We start from the raw sequence: 14,243 nt of genomic DNA on the forward strand, positions 1-14,243 counted from the left end.
CTCAAGCCGCCTCGTCGCTGCCGCCCAGGTGACGGAAATCGTCGACCAGGTCGGCAGGGAGCCCATCGTTGATGTTCTGGTAGCCGGGGGCCTCCCACCATTCCCCGGAGTTGGATGTCGCTCCTTTGCGCATGCCTGCTGCCATTTCCTGCAGGTTCTTCGGTAAGACCTCGTCGGGATCGTTGGCAGGTAGTGGCATGCGGATCTTCCACAGGTTTCCGCCCTCGATGAGGGCAAAGCACTGTCCCTTTGGCAGGCCTACCACGTGTGCCGGCTCAATCATTGGCACGCTGGTCATCTGCACCTGGTCGTGGGTATTCGAGGTGAATGCCGTCTTGCCGTTGACCGAGTCGTTCGCACTGCTCGCCGGCGTGCTGTTGTAGATCTGCACCTTGGGCAACTGATTGGTCAGCAGCTCGGCCGTAGCTGTCTCACGAACCCGTAGCATGAACAGGTTGTTGAAGTTACCCACGACCTGGCCAGCTTTTGCCCGGGAGCCGATCTTGGCCTCGATGTCGCTCAGGGTCTGCGTATACGCGGTCACCTGGATGCCGGCTCCGCCTGCCTTGTTGACCATGGGGATGAACTCGTCGCCGATCAGCTCGTTGAACTCGTCGGCGTGAAGGTTGATACGCACCTTGCCTGCGGCCAGGCCGCCGGGAAGGCCATCGTCGAGACCATGCTTGTAGATGTGGCCGGCAACCGAGACCAGGTCGCTGAACATCGAGTTGCCGACGGCCGAGGACACCTCGGTATCCGACAGGGCGTCGAGCCCAATGTAGACGACAGCGCGCTTCCGGATGACCTGCATCCAGTCGAAGATTGGCCGCGAGTCGTTGAGGTCCAGGTAGTCGGGTGAGAGCAGCTCTGCGATCCGGCCGGTCGTGAGTTTCTCCAGGAGCGGCAAGAGAGACGCGACGATCTTGTCGAAGTAGGTTTTGTCGTAGCGCACTGCGCTGCGCAAGCCATCCATGACGGAGTCCGAAATGCGCTTCTGCGTAAGGTAGGCATCGATGGCCACCACCCGCAGTGGCCGGTCTTTCATTGCGAAGCTGAGAGTCTTCCGGTCGATCTTGCCCTCGATGGCCACGATGGCTTCCCAGGCCTTGGGATCGTGATCGGCGAAGTATTTCTGCGCGTATTCCACAAATAGTTCGTCGATGTTGATGACGTGTCGGCGGATCTGCTCGTAGTCCGGACGCCTGCCTAGGGCGACCAGGGACTGGGCGATGATGTTGACGAATCGCCAGGCAAATTCTCGGAATGCCGCGCTGTTCCCCTCGCCAGACAGTTGCCCGGCGATGCGAGTCGCCACTTCGCTAATGCGGCCAAACCGCCCGACAGCATTGTAGCGGGCGGAAATGTCGGGCCAGCCCAAATGGAAGACGTAGAACTCATCCAGTCTTCCCGCACGGGCGCACTCGACGTACATGCGCTTGAGTAGATCGGCATCGCCCTTCGGATCGAAGACGATTACGACCTCGTGATCGGGCTGCTCGCTTTCGCGCCGACGTCGGTGGCCATGGTGAACGGTCTGGGTACGCCGCCCCATCTGGACGCGCCGGCGCCGGCGATGGGTTCGACGGATATCTTGGGTGATGAACAACTCGGCGAGTCGGGTCTTGCCCACCCGAGTTGTGCCCAGAACAAGCGTGTGGCCCGGCCGCTCCCCCAGCGGCAAGCTGACGTCGTGCTCCTCTGGCTCGATACCATGTAGCCGTGGCAGGCCTCCAACGGGTGGTAGAGGCCGCGCTGGGTTCCAGGATGAGTCCCACGATGTGGCCTTGGCCAGAACGCTCAGCGGGAATGGTGCGAACTCCAGTCGCTCCTCGAGGCGCCGCGCGCGCTGGTACAAGGGCGATGGCTCTACATAGGTGGCGAACTGAGGGAGGTAGGTATCAGCTAGGCGTTGCGTATGCTTTTGAGTCCAACGGAATCCCTTGCCGATAAACAAACGCTCGTTGCTGATGGGCATCTCGGCGCTGGTCATCGTGTAGTGCGGTAGTCGACGGATGTTCTTCTGGTAGCGAAGAACTCGAAGCGCTTGCATCAGCCGGATCGTTCCCAGGTAGGCGAACATCAGCGCAGCGATCAAGCCGAAGAGCGGCGTAAGGGCTAGTGCCCAGGGCGCTAGGACACAGAGCGCCGCGGCCATGTAGCTGATGGTGGTGGTGTATAGCTCCACAGGAGGGCGCAGTAGCGCATCCAGCGTGTACGTGGCGGCCATGGCAATTAGCTCCCCGGAGACGTGATGCTTTGTTGAGGATCCTGCTGGTTTCCTGTTGCGAGCCGTTCGCGCAGACGCTGGAGCATGGCTAGGAGGTCGTCCTCGGTTCTCCAGGCAACGCGGCCGCCGAAAAGAGTGATGACGTGTTGCATCTGGTCGAGCATGAGGTCCTGGCGCCGCACGTCCTTCGGCAATTCGATCATCAGGGTCATGCGTGGAGAGTTGAGCGACGACAAGAGCGCCTCCTACTGCTGGACGGTGGTCGATGTGATGAGGACGGGGTAGTGGCGTAGGCCGAGTCGACCGGCGATGTCCGATCCCGGCGTGGGGAGCAGTTGTAGGCCCGGTCCCCACTTCCTCACTTCGGCCAGACGGCTCGGCCCGCTGACGTTTACTACCAGCCCTACCGCCTGCAGTTGTTGGAGCTGCTGCAGGTGCTGCTGCAGCCAGGTCCTGGAACTCTCATCGTCCCCAACCAGGAACAGGGGCTGGAGCCCTGGAGCGTTGATCACCCGACCCTGAACTAGGCCGGGAGTCATCTCCGGCGTTACAACGGGAAAGGCTCCGCCGATTTGGACGCCCTGTAGTGGAGGGCGCTGGGCGTCAGCCGGATCAGGTACGAGGTCCTGGTAGTAGGGGAGGGCGGAAACACCACCATGATCCTCGACGACAACCAGTTGGCCAGCGGATGCCAGGGTGTAAGGGAAGGTTAGGCTGAGCGCGACCAGGCAGCGCGCGAGCGGAAGCTTCATGGGTTGGTCACCAGGAGGTTGATGCCGGTTACTCGGCTGAGGTGGCGGGCGAACGACTCGCGATAGCGCGCAGCTGGTGCGCCACCGGCAGGCCGGTGGTAGCGACCGGCAGCGTCAATCCAACTGCCTCCCTTCGCTTTTTGCTCGCTGAGAATTTCGGCAGTAACAGCCAGGTTCTTGTAGGGGTCGAGACCTTCGCAGGGGGAGCTGTAGCGATGGCCATTCGCGCCAATATTGGTTTGCCCGAGCCCGACGTCGACGCGAGCGGGGCCGGCTGTGATGAGAGCGATCATCAGCGCCTGGCAGGCGTCTTTCCGCGTGGCGAACCGGTAGCCGGCGCCGGCGACGTTCAGCGTCCAGGGCCATGGCACCAGTTGGTCGCGGATCCGCGCGCCACTCTCCTGCAGCGCGACGGAGTAGAGGACTACCGACGGTACGCCATGCGCGATCGCTATCGTCTGATAGGCCGGTGGTGGCTCTTCGGCGGCGTGGGCTGATACACAGAGCAGCAACGCGGTGACGAGGGCAAGGAAGCGGATCACTGGCGTTGCCATTGCCCGTTGACCTTCATGACGGCGGCGGGCAGCTCACCTCCCAAGCTCAGGCCAAGCCAGCGGCCCTGGTCATGGTTGAGCGTGATCTGCCGGCTCTTCACATTTGCCGGCTCGATGCCGGCGAGGATCGCCCAGCGGCGGATTCGATCGTCATCGCCCTGGCTACCTACGAAATACAGGTCGAAGGAGCGTTTTTCCGTCTGCAGCGCGCGCACCTGGTTGATGCACGGAGCGCAATCGTCCTTCACAAAGACTGCCAGGCGCCCGCTGCTCTCCAGGGTTGCCTTGCCGGCCGCGCCGTTGCGGCTGGAGCTCGGGGAGATCTGGATGACCTTTTCACCCGGGTACATGCGGGTGTTGGCTTCGTCGTAGGCACGCTGGTACGCAAGCTCTTTTTCGACACGCTGTCGTTCTGCTTGCACCTGCAGTTGGGCATACCGTTGCCGCTCCGCGTCCGATTGCGCCTCGATGCCCAGCGCTGTCAGCGGGTCAAGGCCTGGGGAGTAGATTCCGCGGGGACCTTGCATCAGCAGCTGATATCGCTCGTATTCCTGCTCAGTGAGCCCCCATTCACGGGCCAACTGGTCTTGCTGGGCCTGCTGACCGAGGTTCTGTTCTGCTGTGTGTTGCCACTGCGAGGCGGCGGACTGGGAGCTTTGCTCGGCGCCCGACGTGCAGATGCTTGCCAGCATCAAGCACGCCGAGGCAGCTGCTATTGCGAAGTGATTGAGAGCTCGTTTATGCATGGTCGGACCTATGGCTGCAGGCTGATGGTCTTGGTTGTGCCGGCGGCGTCGAACCGAGCGGCTCGGTCGTCGAGAGAGTTGAGTCGCCAGGTAGTGCCGGCGACTGCGTCGCCGGGGCGAATCAGGTAGATCTGGCTCAACCGCGTGCTGCCCGGTGGGGCGACCGAGAGGAAGCGTTCGCCTCCACGGTACTCGATGCCCACGATGTGGAACGGCGGAGGTTCCGGCGGAGAAGGTTTCGCTTTAGGAGGGGAGGGCTTGGCTTTCGCGACAGTGGATTTCTTGGTTGGGGCCGGCGTTGAGGCCAGTTGGGCTTGGGGCTTCTTCAGTTCCTGAACGGAGTTGCTGAGCGTCTCCAAGTCGGCCTTCAGTACCACGATGTCCCCTGCAGAGGCTGCCGTCTGCGCGAGCTGGTTCACGTTGTCGGCTGCTTGCTTGGCATATGCCTGAGCCGCGTCTATCCGGTTGGATAGCGCTTGCTGGGCAGCTCGGAAATCCTCGTCGCTGACCATGTGCTGGCCGGCGAAGGTGTCGACTCGCTCGTCGAGCTTGCCCATTCGGCCGAGAAGAGCGTTGATCGACGTTTTTTCGGCAGCACCTTCCAAGGAGCCTCGCATATTGACCAGCTGGTACTGCTGGTAAGCCGCGAGGCCCCCGAGGGCAAGAAATCCTATCGTGATGAGCAGCGATGATCGGGTAGGGCGCAGGTTCATGGGTGTCCTCTCGAAGCCGGGAACACCCTCGCGCATGAGGGGGTAGGCCTGCAGCAAGAAATGCGTAGCCCACCCACATGGATTTTTTCTGATGTTGGTTGACCTTAAAATGAGCTTCTTGACGTGACGTTGGGACCGCGGCGCCTAGATTAGGAAGGGAAACTATCTTTAATATTCATTGAGGCCAATCTCGGTTTTTTTGTAGAAAAGAATTGGCTGGGGCATGTGGTAGAGGAGCTGGACAGTGGGAACTGCAATCACATTGGATGTCGGAGGGTTGGAACTCTGTTACTCCAAAAATCATGTTGGGATAAATCACGGAGCTCTATTTCAGGAAATTGATAGAAAAAGAACTCGTGGTCGAAATATTAGTGATTATGGTGCGCGAGACGGCCTGGAGGATGATGCTGCTGAGTTGGAGTGGGCGTTTAGACGAACTTTGAGGCATGTCAAACCGAGGCTGGAGTTGCTCGGTTACACATTGAGGCGAGCAAAGTTCGAGTACGAGAATTATCTTGCCTCTATAGTTGATTCGGATGAGGGGGAAGCCTCTCCGATGAGTTTTGAAGAGCTCCTTGCTTTCATTAAGTCGCGGCCTCTTGAGACCTTTGAAGATATTTATGAAGGAGGTGTGGATTTTGAGTGGATGAAGGGGAATCTACTGCATGATCCACGGCTGGAGAGAATTCCTACCATTGAGAGTTATGATAATAATTTTTATTCTGAGCTGAGTTATTTTCGGACGCTTATAGATTTTTTGCATCCTTATTTGTTTATGCGAATGCTTTGTGAGAACTCAGACAATCTTAGATGCGAGGTGGTTTGGGAGTACGGCCCTTTGGTGGATGCTGGGTGGGCAAGTGAAAGTGATTTCAATGCCGGGGTCGAAAGAGCGGATAAGTTTCTAGTTGTGACAGAGGGAACGTCCGACGCGCTGATAATCTCCAAAGCGCTTAGTATCCTTAGGCCTGATGTGGCAGATTTTTTCAAATTTATTGATGCCGCAGGGCATCCCTTCTCTGGAACTGGAGGTTTGACAAAGTTTGCTGAGGGGCTAGTTAATATTGATGTTCAGAACCAGATAGTCTTTGTGTTCGATAATGATGCTGAAGGAGTAGAGGCTTATGGCAAGGTTGGAAAGCTAAAGCTCCCGAGTAATATGCGGAGGATGTGTTTGCCTGATCTTGTCGATTTTGAAAGTTTTCCGGTGTTTGGGCCGGAGGGTGAGGGTGTGGCTAATATTAATGGTAAGGCGGCTGCAATTGAGTGTTATTTGGATCTTGAGCTGCTGGGGTATGATGCGGCGCGTGTTACTTGGACTAATTATAAGCAGTCGCTAAAGTTGTATCATGGTTCTTTAGATTTTAAAGAGTCGTATACGCGGGATTTCATGTCCCTTGCTCCTGAGGAAATAAAAAATAGAAGTTACGACTTTCACAAGATTAGCGCTGTGCTTGATAAATTGCAGAAAGAATGCGTTCTCATGGCGCAAGGACCGGTGCTGTGAGGCTATTAACCTCGCAACGGAATGATTATAGATGGGTCATCCCTTCGTTGGCTGACAGCCTTGCTCACGCGATAGAACTCGAACTCGTCCGCCGGCAGGCCTTGATGCAGGAGCTGCTCGGCTCGCTGCGAGTTGGTCTGCAGGTCGAGCCACTCGCGAGCTTGAGTCGCGGATAGCACTACTGGCCTGCGGTCATGCACATCACGCATGCCGCCGGCGGCATCATCGGTAATCATGCGGAAGCCATCGGTGTCGCGTGGCTCATCCCCAGGATGAGGAAACTGGCCGACTGCCGGAATGAAAAGCACCGCACCATCACCGCGTCGCAAGAAGTACGGCTGCTTGTCCTTGGCGTCGCTCGGGTTTGCCACCCACTCGTACCAGCCGTCGGCGCAGATGATCGCTCTGTGTGGCCAGATTGCCCTGTAGAACGGGCTGGTGGCCACCTTATCGAGACGCGCGTTGAATTTGTTCCGCGGCCCGCCGCTACCTGCCCAGGATGGCTCCCACCACCATCGCACCGCTTGGAAGACCAGGCCGCCTGGCTCAGCATGTAGCAGCTGCGCTCGGGACTGAGGCATGACGTTGTAGCGGCCGAGCGGGGTTTCGTCCCAGCCGCTGATGACGTGCTGCTCGCTCATCAGCTCAGCGTAATAGTCAGAAATCGCCTGGTACTGGGCGAACCGTCCACACATTCTGAAGCCCTCCGTCGCGCGCTCGTTGTCAGAATAGCCTGATAGCGGATACTGTATATTAATACAGTATTGGAGAATTCCCCATGAACGCCACTCTGCTGGGCGCGCTCTCGGAGTCGCGCCACGAGCTGCCGCTGTACCTGTCCTGCGTGCGGGCCGGCTTCCCAAGTCCTTGTGAGGACCACATCGAGGCGACGCTGTCGCTCGATGAGCTGTGCATCACCCATCCTGCAGCGACGTACCTGGTGCGTATTCGAGGTGACAGTCTGCGCGATCTGGGCATCCTGGATGGGGATATCGCCGTAGTCGATCGCTCGATTGAAGCCCGGCAGGGCCAGGTGGTCGTCGCGGTGGTGCGCGGTGAGTTCACCGCCAAGGTGCTGATGTTCGAAGGCGGCATACCGGTGCTGCGCGCCGCGAACGCGGACTATCCCGATATCCGCCTCCAGCCGGAGGAGGACCTCGAAGTATTCGGGGTGGTAACCAGCATCGTTCGCCGTGGCCTGGTTGCGGCATGACGCGCCAGGTCTTCGCTCTGGTCGACTGCAGATCATCCGGACCCTTACTAACCGTTAGTACTGATTTTATTCTTACAATTCAATTCTTTACTGTTAGTAACTATTTATAGATTTTTCGAGTTCCGTATTCTACTGAATCCAGCCAATGGCAAGGATCTGCATGGCGCCACTCGAAATACTGCTTCCTTCATCGGCAGCAGTCGATGAAGGAAGCCGGCTGCGGCAGGCAGAAACCGGCCAGAAGCGGTCGTTGAAAGCGGCAAAAGAGAGGGCATACCCGCCGCCCCCTCGCATAGCTAGCCTTGTAGTGCCGGCATCACCACTTGCTGCACGATCTCACCGCCCTCCGGTGTACTCCAGCTGCCGGCCAGCTCGGCGATCACCTGATTGGTGCTGGAGAGCGTGACGCCAGCCTTCTCCATGCGGCGCAGAGCCATGTCGTCGCCAATCGCGCTCGGTGAGCCACCGGCATCGGCAATCACCTGTACTTCGTAGCCATCGCCCACCAGGCTCAGAGCCGGGAAGACTGTGCAAACGTCATTGGTCACGCCGGCGATGATGATTTTGCGTCGCCCGGTCGCACGAACAGCCGCTGCAAAGTTTTCGTCGTCCATCGCATTGACGATGCCGACCCGCTTGATACGGGCGGCGAACTCGGCCGGTAATATGCTTTCCAGCTCGGCCAGCAGCGGCCCTTGAGCGTATTCCTCCATGCTGGACGTCAGCACCACGGGCATCTTGAGGATGCGAGCGGTCTTCGCCAGCATCAGCGCGTTGCGCTTCATCTCCTCGAAGGGGATGGACTTGACCCAGCCCATGGTGCCGACCTGATGGTCGATCAGCAGCAGGGCGGAATTGGCAGCATCGAAACGTTGAAAAGCCATGGTCGTTACCTCTCGCTAGGTGGCACTGGGATAAAGGGGCACGCCGGCGAAGATCATCGCCTTGGCGGCCCCCTGGGGGGCCTGCAGCAGCAGGACGCGCTCGCTGCTGTCGGGTTGAAAAACAGGCAGTTTGATGGAGTCCCGCTCGAACAGCTGACCGTCTACCGACAGAGCGCCATGGATCGGCATGACGATGACGACATGCCCGGCCGCCAACGGAACCGTCAGCGCGGCGCCGTCATCCAGAGATACATCGAGCAGTGTCACCTCGGTTGGCGGTCGCAGCGGTGAAGCGGCTTGGCCGAACCTGCCAGCGGCCACTCGCACCTTGGCACCCGGCAGGCGCACCACGGGTATGTCCTGCGGCTCCAGGCTCAAGGCGAATGGAGGGCCGTCCCGATGTTCGGGCGGCAAAGCGACGAATATCTGCAGCGAATGCACCGTCATGTCCGGCTCGGCAGGGATTTCCTCATGGACTATCCCGCTGCCTGCCGCCGCCCAGTGCAGCCCACCCGGCTGGATCAGGTTGTGGTTGCCGAGCGAGTCCTTGTTCTCGATACCCGTCTCCGAGTCGAGAAACACATAGGACACCGCCGAGAAACCGGCATGCGGGTGGGGCGCGAAGGTGGGCGCGCTCATCCAGGCGTGATCGATGCCGAGGAACGGATCGAGCAGTTGCTCCTGGCCGCGCAGTGCGTAGACCCGGAAATAATTGCCCTTGCTGGCCCGCTGTAGCGTGGCGAGGGTTGTCATATCCGCAACCTCAGTTCGCCGCCGCGCCGTACAGCGCCGGGTAGTCGATATAGCCCTGTGCGTCGCCGCCGAAATAAGCCGCTCGATTGGCTTCGTTCAACGGGGCAGCATGGTACAGCCGCTCGACGAAATCAGGGTTGGCCAGAACCATCTGGCCATAGGCTTCCAGATCGGCCAGCCCTGCTGACAAGTCGGCACCGATCTCTTCGCGTGGCCGCCCTGGTCGGTTGAGAATCAGCGTGTGCCGCCACAGCTTTCGAATGTCGGCCAGCAGAGGTTCGTCACCCTGCTGCATGACATGCAGGTAGGCCAGGCTCAGCTTGTCGAGTTCAGCTACCAGGTAGCGGTACAGGTCGGGGCCCTCGGCTCCCTCGTCGATGCCCCACAGCGTGGTGCCAGGCGACAGGCGGATGGCCGTACGATCGGCGCCGATTTCCTCGGCGATGGCACTTGCCACCTCAATGGCGAAGCGGGCGCGATTCTCGATGGAGCCGCCATACTCGTCGGTGCGGGTGTTGGCACTCGGGGCAAAGAACTGCTGGATCAGGTAGGCGTTGGCAGCATGAATCTCGACGCCGTCGGCCCCGGCCTCGATGGCGCGGCGGGCGGCGAAGCGGAAGTCGACGACGGTCTGGCGAATCTCTTCGCGGCTAAGCGCGCGGGGGGCGGGAATGTCCTGCATACCCGTCGGGGTGAACATCTGGGTGTTCGGCGCGATTGCCGAGGGGGCGACGCCCTGACGATGGTGTGGTGTGTTGTCCGGGTGCGACATACGCCCGGCATGCATCAGCTGAATGAAGAGGTGGCCGCCCTTGGCATGCACCTGCTCGGTGACTTTCCTCCAGCCCGCAACATGGGCGTCGGTGTAGATGCCCGGGGTGGTGAGATAGCCCTGGCCATCATCCGACGGCTGGGTGCCCTCACTTACGATCAGGCCGAGACCGGCACGCTGTGCGTAGTATTCGACGGCCAGTTCTCCTGGTGTGCCGTCCGCTTGCGCGCGACTGCGGGTCATGGGCGCCATGACCAGGCGATTGCGCAGGGAGTAGCGGCCTACGTGGATGGGGGTGAACAACTGCTGCATGGTGAATTCCTCGAAGCGGGGGAATGGGGATTCGCTTGGAGCTATCTTCTGCTTCGCGCATCATGGAATAAATACGTTATATTGGAGAGGATTGATCCAATTTTGAGGCAATAGTCATGGAGCTCCTGAATGACATGGCCCTATTCGTCGAGGTGGTGAAGGCCAAGGGCTTTCGCGGTGCCTCCGAGGCGACCGGGGTGCCCAACTCGACGCTGTCGCGGCGCATTAGCACCCTGGAAAAAGCTATAGGCCTGCGCCTGCTGCATCGCACGACGCGCAAGGTCGAGGTGACGGAAGCCGGCCAGCTCTACTTCGAGCGCTGCAAACGCATCGTCGACGAGGCGCGACTGGCCCATGAGCAACTGGGCGAAATGCTGGCGCAGCCCAGCGGAGTGCTGCGTGCCTCGCTGCCGGTGGATTTCGCGGTAACTTACCTCGCGCCGTTAATCGCCGAGTTCGCCGACCTGTACCCAGGCATCACCTTCGATTTCGACCTCACCCCGAGACGCGTCGACCTGGTCAGCGAACCCTTCGATGTGGCCATCCGCATGGGCGAGCCGGAAAACTCGCAACTTATCGCGCGGCTGCTGGCGTCTCTGACGCCCAACTTGTATGCCTCGCCGGGCTATCTGCAGCGTGAAGGGGAACCCTCCAGCCCGGCCGACCTGGAAGCACATCAGTGTTTGGGCATCCTGAAAACCGGGGCCTGGACGCTACTGGATGGCCTGCAAACAGTCAGCGTGTCAGTGGGTGGGCGCTACCAATTGAATAGCGTGGGGATGATTCGGCGTCTGGCGACGCTCAATCAGGGCATCGTCCTGATGCCAGAAGAAATAGTCGCGGATGAACTAGAAAACGGCAGGCTGCGCCGCATCATGCCGAACTGGCGGGGACTGCCGATGCCAGTGTACGCCATCACTGAGACACGTCTGCTGCCGGCCAAGACGCAGCGGTTCATCGAGTTCCTGCGCGAGAGGTTGGCTTCAAGAGGGTGATTGATTGACCGCTTGTGGCCGCTAGCGGCCTCAAAGAGGCGCCGGCTTGCGGCGCGGCGCCAACAGGGGAGCATGATCAAACCTCAGTCTGCTCCGCCATCTCCAGAGCGTCATCAACCTCGATACCCAAGTACCTAACAGTGCTCTCCAGCTTTGTATGGCCAAGCAACAACTGCACTGCTCTCAGGTTTTTCGTTCTGCGATAGATCAGTGATGCTTTGGTTCTACGGAGCGTATGGGTTCCGTAGAGCGTGGGGTCTAGACCGATTGTAGTTACCCAGGCTTTCACAATGCGGGCGTACTGCCTTGTGGATATGTGAGCTGAGCGACGAGCACGACTGGGAAAGAGATAATCGTCGTTGCGACGGCGAGCAGCACGGATCCAAGCTTCAACTGATGCTCTCGTCTGAGCGGTGATTTCGAACTGCACCGGACGCTGAGTCTTCTGCTGCATCACGATCGCGCGCGTCGACACGTGATCACCATGAGCTATGTCCCTGACGCGCAGCTTCGTTAAATCGCAGGCTCGAAGCTTGCTGTCGATGGCAAGGTTGAACAGCGCCAGATCACGATCCTTGTTTGCGATTTCCAGTCGCACTCTGATAGCCCAAATGTCCCGAAGTCGCAGCGGTGCTTTCTGGCCGACCAGTTTGCCTTTGTTCCAAGGTTCGCGAGCTTTCGATGTGAGTGTGGCCATGATTTGTCCTCCACATGGGTGAAGGACTAGGGTGCATCGCTCGTAGCCTCAGGGCCGCTTCCGGCCAGAAGCAGCCAATTCATTAGCTGAATAATCTAATTTGCCCCCCTTTTCACGGCGTCCTGAATGTTGCTTGGGTGCTTCACGTGTCGCCAGGAACGCGCTGCGGTTCTATTCCGGCATACCACATGCTGCGGGCTGATTTCAGCCGAGCGCGAAGCCAGACAGCACTCTGGGCATGTCAGCCCGGAGACCTATGTCCGGCGATCTACTGGGAATTGAGTCGATAAAGGCTTGGATGGCTGGGCAGTCCAGGCTTGACCGTGCATAGCGACAGCCATTGCCAGCCGCCCGATAGTTATTCTGCGGCTCATCGTGATCTCCTTTCGAGCGTTTCCTCTTGCGGCGTGCCTGCGTTGTGATAAGTTAGTAACTGATTACTTACTTCTGGAAGCGCAAGTGATGAGCGGACACCCTAAGCATCTACCAGCCGATGAGCGGCGTGTGGCCACCATCGAGGCAGTCGTCGACCTGGCTGCCGAACAGAATCCCAGCGACATCACAACCACTGCCATCGCGCAGCGCATGGGGCTAACCCAGGGCGCACTGTTTCGTCACTTCCCGAATAAGGACGCCATACTGCAGGCGGTGATGTCCTGGGTCACGGAGCGCCTGCTGGCTCGGGTGGACAAGGCCGCAGAAGGCGCTACGTCGCCGCTCGCAGCCCTTGAGGCGATCTTCAAGACGCACATTGACTTCGTGGCCGAACACCCGGGTGTGCCGAGGATGCTCTTCGGAGAATTGCAGCGACCGGGAGAGTCTCTACCCAAGAAAATGGTGCAGACATTGACCCGTCAATATGGCGAGCGGTTGCGTCGACTGCTCGAAGCCGGCAAGGCGCGAGGCGAGCTGTATTCAGAACTGGATGTGGACGCGGCCGCCGTCTTGTTCATCGGCACAATTCAAGGGCTGGTAATGCAGTCATTGCTTGCGGGCGATGTAGCGCGCATCCGCCGTGACGCAGCGGGCGTGTTCGCCATCTACCGCCGCGGTATCAGCCAACCGGAGGCCGGGCGATGAAGACCAACGGTTTTTCCAACAAAGCCAGACGTACGATCATCGTTGCAGCCCTCTTCGCGATTGCCGGCGGTTTCGCATTCTTCTGGCTGCAGCGCGCCGGTACTGCTGACAGTCAGTTGCTCTTGTATGGCAACGTCGACATCCGCGAGGTGCAACTGGCCTTCCGTCAGCCCGGGCGCGTGATGCAAATGGCTTTCGATGAGGGCGATACCGTTCGCGCCGGCGAACGCATGGCGACGCTTGACGCGCAACCCTATCGGGAAGCCCTTGCGGCGGCGCAGGCCCAGGTACAGGTGGCGAAGGCGGAACTGGTCAAGCTGCGCCGCGGCCTGCGGCCGCAGGAGATCACCCAGGCGCGCGAGGCCCTAAGGCAGGCACAGGCGCTCGCCACCGAGACCGAGCGCAATTTCCAGCGCCAGAGTGGCCTGCTGGCATCGGGCGCCAGCAGCCAGCGTACGGTCGATGCCGCCCGCACGGCACGAGACCAGGCAGCCGCTGGCGTCGAAGCAGCCAAGGCGGCCCTGTCGCAAGCATCCGAAGGCTTTCGCAAGGAAGACATCGCCGCGGCAGAGGCTCGCCTTGCGGCTGCGCAGGCTGCCGTAGCGCAAGCCACAACAGCCCTGGCGGACACCGAATTGATGGCGCCCAGTAGCGGAACCGTCATCGCACGGGTGCGTGAGCCCGGCAGCATGGTTGCAAGCCAGAACGCGGTCTATAGCCTGAGTCTGGACAAGCCGGTTTACGTGCGCGCCTACGTGGGCGAGTCGGACTTGGGGCGCATCGCACCCGGCACTGTGGTGCGCGTCAAAAGCGATTCATCGGAGAAGGTCTATCGCGGCCAGATCGGCTTCATCTCGCCACGCGCCGAATTCACCCCCAAGACGGTGGAGACGACGGATTTGCGCACGGATCTGGTGTACCGCCTGCGCATCGTCATCGACGCTGCCGACAGCGACGGTGCCTTGCGGCAGGGTATGCCGGTGACGATCGAGGTCGATGCGAAAGCCAGTACTATTATCCCGGCGGGGGAGCGTTGAA

Annotated in this window: 16 protein-coding genes; 5 read left to right on the plus strand and 11 right to left on the minus strand. The window is 59.9% G+C overall.

All coding sequences use genetic code 11. From position 1 onward, the window contains the following. Window position 1: 1 nt before the first annotated feature. From traD to ACYCAX_RS08490, 6 genes are all read right to left on the minus strand, one after another. The gene (gene traD / locus ACYCAX_RS08465) at window positions 2–2,227 is read right to left on the minus strand and encodes a type IV conjugative transfer system coupling protein TraD (protein WP_460247790.1); all 2,226 of its coding nucleotides are present in this window, start codon (window positions 2,225–2,227) and stop codon (window positions 2–4) included. 5 nt (window positions 2,228–2,232) lie between these two features. Further along, window positions 2,233–2,463 (minus strand): hypothetical protein, encoded by a 231-nt coding sequence (locus ACYCAX_RS08470; RefSeq protein WP_141678572.1) that lies wholly within the window; start codon window positions 2,461–2,463, stop codon window positions 2,233–2,235. 9 nt (window positions 2,464–2,472) lie between these two features. Further along, window positions 2,473–2,979: an integrating conjugative element protein gene (locus ACYCAX_RS08475; RefSeq protein WP_460247791.1), complete on the minus strand. Its 507-nt coding sequence runs from the start codon at window positions 2,977–2,979 to the stop codon at window positions 2,473–2,475. Further along, window positions 2,976–3,533 carry a lysozyme family protein gene (locus tag ACYCAX_RS08480; RefSeq protein WP_460247792.1) on the minus strand — a complete coding sequence of 186 codons (558 nt, stop codon included), beginning with the start codon at window positions 3,531–3,533 and terminating at the stop codon, window positions 2,976–2,978. Before ACYCAX_RS08480 ends, ACYCAX_RS08475 begins: the two co-directional genes overlap by 4 nt. Then, entirely contained in the window at window positions 3,518–4,225 is a 708-nt protein-coding gene (locus ACYCAX_RS08485; RefSeq protein WP_460247793.1) for a TIGR03759 family integrating conjugative element protein, read from the minus strand. The genes ACYCAX_RS08480 and ACYCAX_RS08485 overlap by 16 nt, the downstream gene beginning before the upstream one ends. A gap of 62 nt (window positions 4,226–4,287) precedes the next feature. Then, window positions 4,288–4,992, minus strand: a complete 705-nt coding sequence (locus ACYCAX_RS08490; RefSeq protein WP_460247794.1) for a methyl-accepting chemotaxis protein — start codon at window positions 4,990–4,992, stop codon at window positions 4,288–4,290. Window positions 4,993–5,236: 244 nt separating this feature from the next. Here ACYCAX_RS08490 and ACYCAX_RS08495 point away from each other — a divergent pair, with 244 nt between their 5' ends. Continuing rightward, window positions 5,237–6,499, plus strand: coding sequence for a HEPN/Toprim-associated domain-containing protein (locus ACYCAX_RS08495; protein ID WP_460247795.1), 1,263 nt, complete (start codon window positions 5,237–5,239; stop codon window positions 6,497–6,499). A 5-nt stretch (window positions 6,500–6,504) separates the two neighbouring features. Here the strand turns inward: ACYCAX_RS08495 and ACYCAX_RS08500 are convergent, their stop codons facing one another. Next, window positions 6,505–7,194 carry an SOS response-associated peptidase gene (locus ACYCAX_RS08500; protein ID WP_460247796.1) on the minus strand — a complete coding sequence of 230 codons (690 nt, stop codon included), beginning with the start codon at window positions 7,192–7,194 and terminating at the stop codon, window positions 6,505–6,507. Window positions 7,195–7,277: 83 nt separating this feature from the next. On the opposite strand from ACYCAX_RS08500, the gene ACYCAX_RS08505 reads away from it, so the two are divergent. Next, entirely contained in the window at window positions 7,278–7,712 is a 435-nt protein-coding gene (locus ACYCAX_RS08505; protein ID WP_460247797.1) for a LexA family protein, read from the plus strand. A gap of 296 nt (window positions 7,713–8,008) precedes the next feature. Here ACYCAX_RS08505 and ACYCAX_RS08510 read toward each other — a convergent pair whose 3' ends face one another. From ACYCAX_RS08510 to ACYCAX_RS08520, 3 genes are read right to left on the minus strand one after another with little or no spacing between them, the layout of a single operon-like run. Beyond that, window positions 8,009–8,596, minus strand: coding sequence for an isochorismatase family protein (locus ACYCAX_RS08510; protein WP_015475658.1), 588 nt, complete (start codon window positions 8,594–8,596; stop codon window positions 8,009–8,011). A 15-nt stretch (window positions 8,597–8,611) separates the two neighbouring features. Further along, a complete protein-coding gene (locus ACYCAX_RS08515) occupies window positions 8,612–9,349 on the minus strand; it encodes a pirin family protein (protein WP_015475659.1) in 738 nt (245 codons plus the stop codon). 10 nt (window positions 9,350–9,359) lie between these two features. Then, the gene (locus tag ACYCAX_RS08520) at window positions 9,360–10,433 is read right to left on the minus strand and encodes an alkene reductase (RefSeq protein ID WP_015475660.1); all 1,074 of its coding nucleotides are present in this window, start codon (window positions 10,431–10,433) and stop codon (window positions 9,360–9,362) included. 116 nt (window positions 10,434–10,549) lie between these two features. Here ACYCAX_RS08520 and ACYCAX_RS08525 point away from each other — a divergent pair, with 116 nt between their 5' ends. Further along, entirely contained in the window at window positions 10,550–11,428 is an 879-nt protein-coding gene (locus ACYCAX_RS08525; protein WP_015475661.1) for a LysR family transcriptional regulator, read from the plus strand. Between the two features lie 76 nt (window positions 11,429–11,504). On the opposite strand, the gene ACYCAX_RS08530 is transcribed toward ACYCAX_RS08525, so the two are convergent. Further along, entirely contained in the window at window positions 11,505–12,125 is a 621-nt protein-coding gene (locus ACYCAX_RS08530) for a tyrosine-type recombinase/integrase (RefSeq protein WP_196708768.1), read from the minus strand. Between the two features lie 504 nt (window positions 12,126–12,629). Here ACYCAX_RS08530 and ACYCAX_RS08535 point away from each other — a divergent pair. Together ACYCAX_RS08535 and hlyD are read left to right on the plus strand one after the other, a co-directional pair. Continuing rightward, on the plus strand, window positions 12,630–13,205 hold the full coding sequence (locus tag ACYCAX_RS08535; RefSeq protein ID WP_460247798.1) for a TetR/AcrR family transcriptional regulator: 576 nt from the start codon (window positions 12,630–12,632) through the stop codon (window positions 13,203–13,205). Next, window positions 13,202–14,242, plus strand: a complete 1,041-nt coding sequence (hlyD, locus tag ACYCAX_RS08540; RefSeq protein ID WP_312727315.1) for a secretion protein HlyD — start codon at window positions 13,202–13,204, stop codon at window positions 14,240–14,242. The genes ACYCAX_RS08535 and hlyD overlap by 4 nt, the downstream gene beginning before the upstream one ends. The last annotated feature ends 1 nt before the right edge of the window (window position 14,243 follow it).

Source organism: Pseudomonas sp. MT3 (assembly GCF_054720805.1).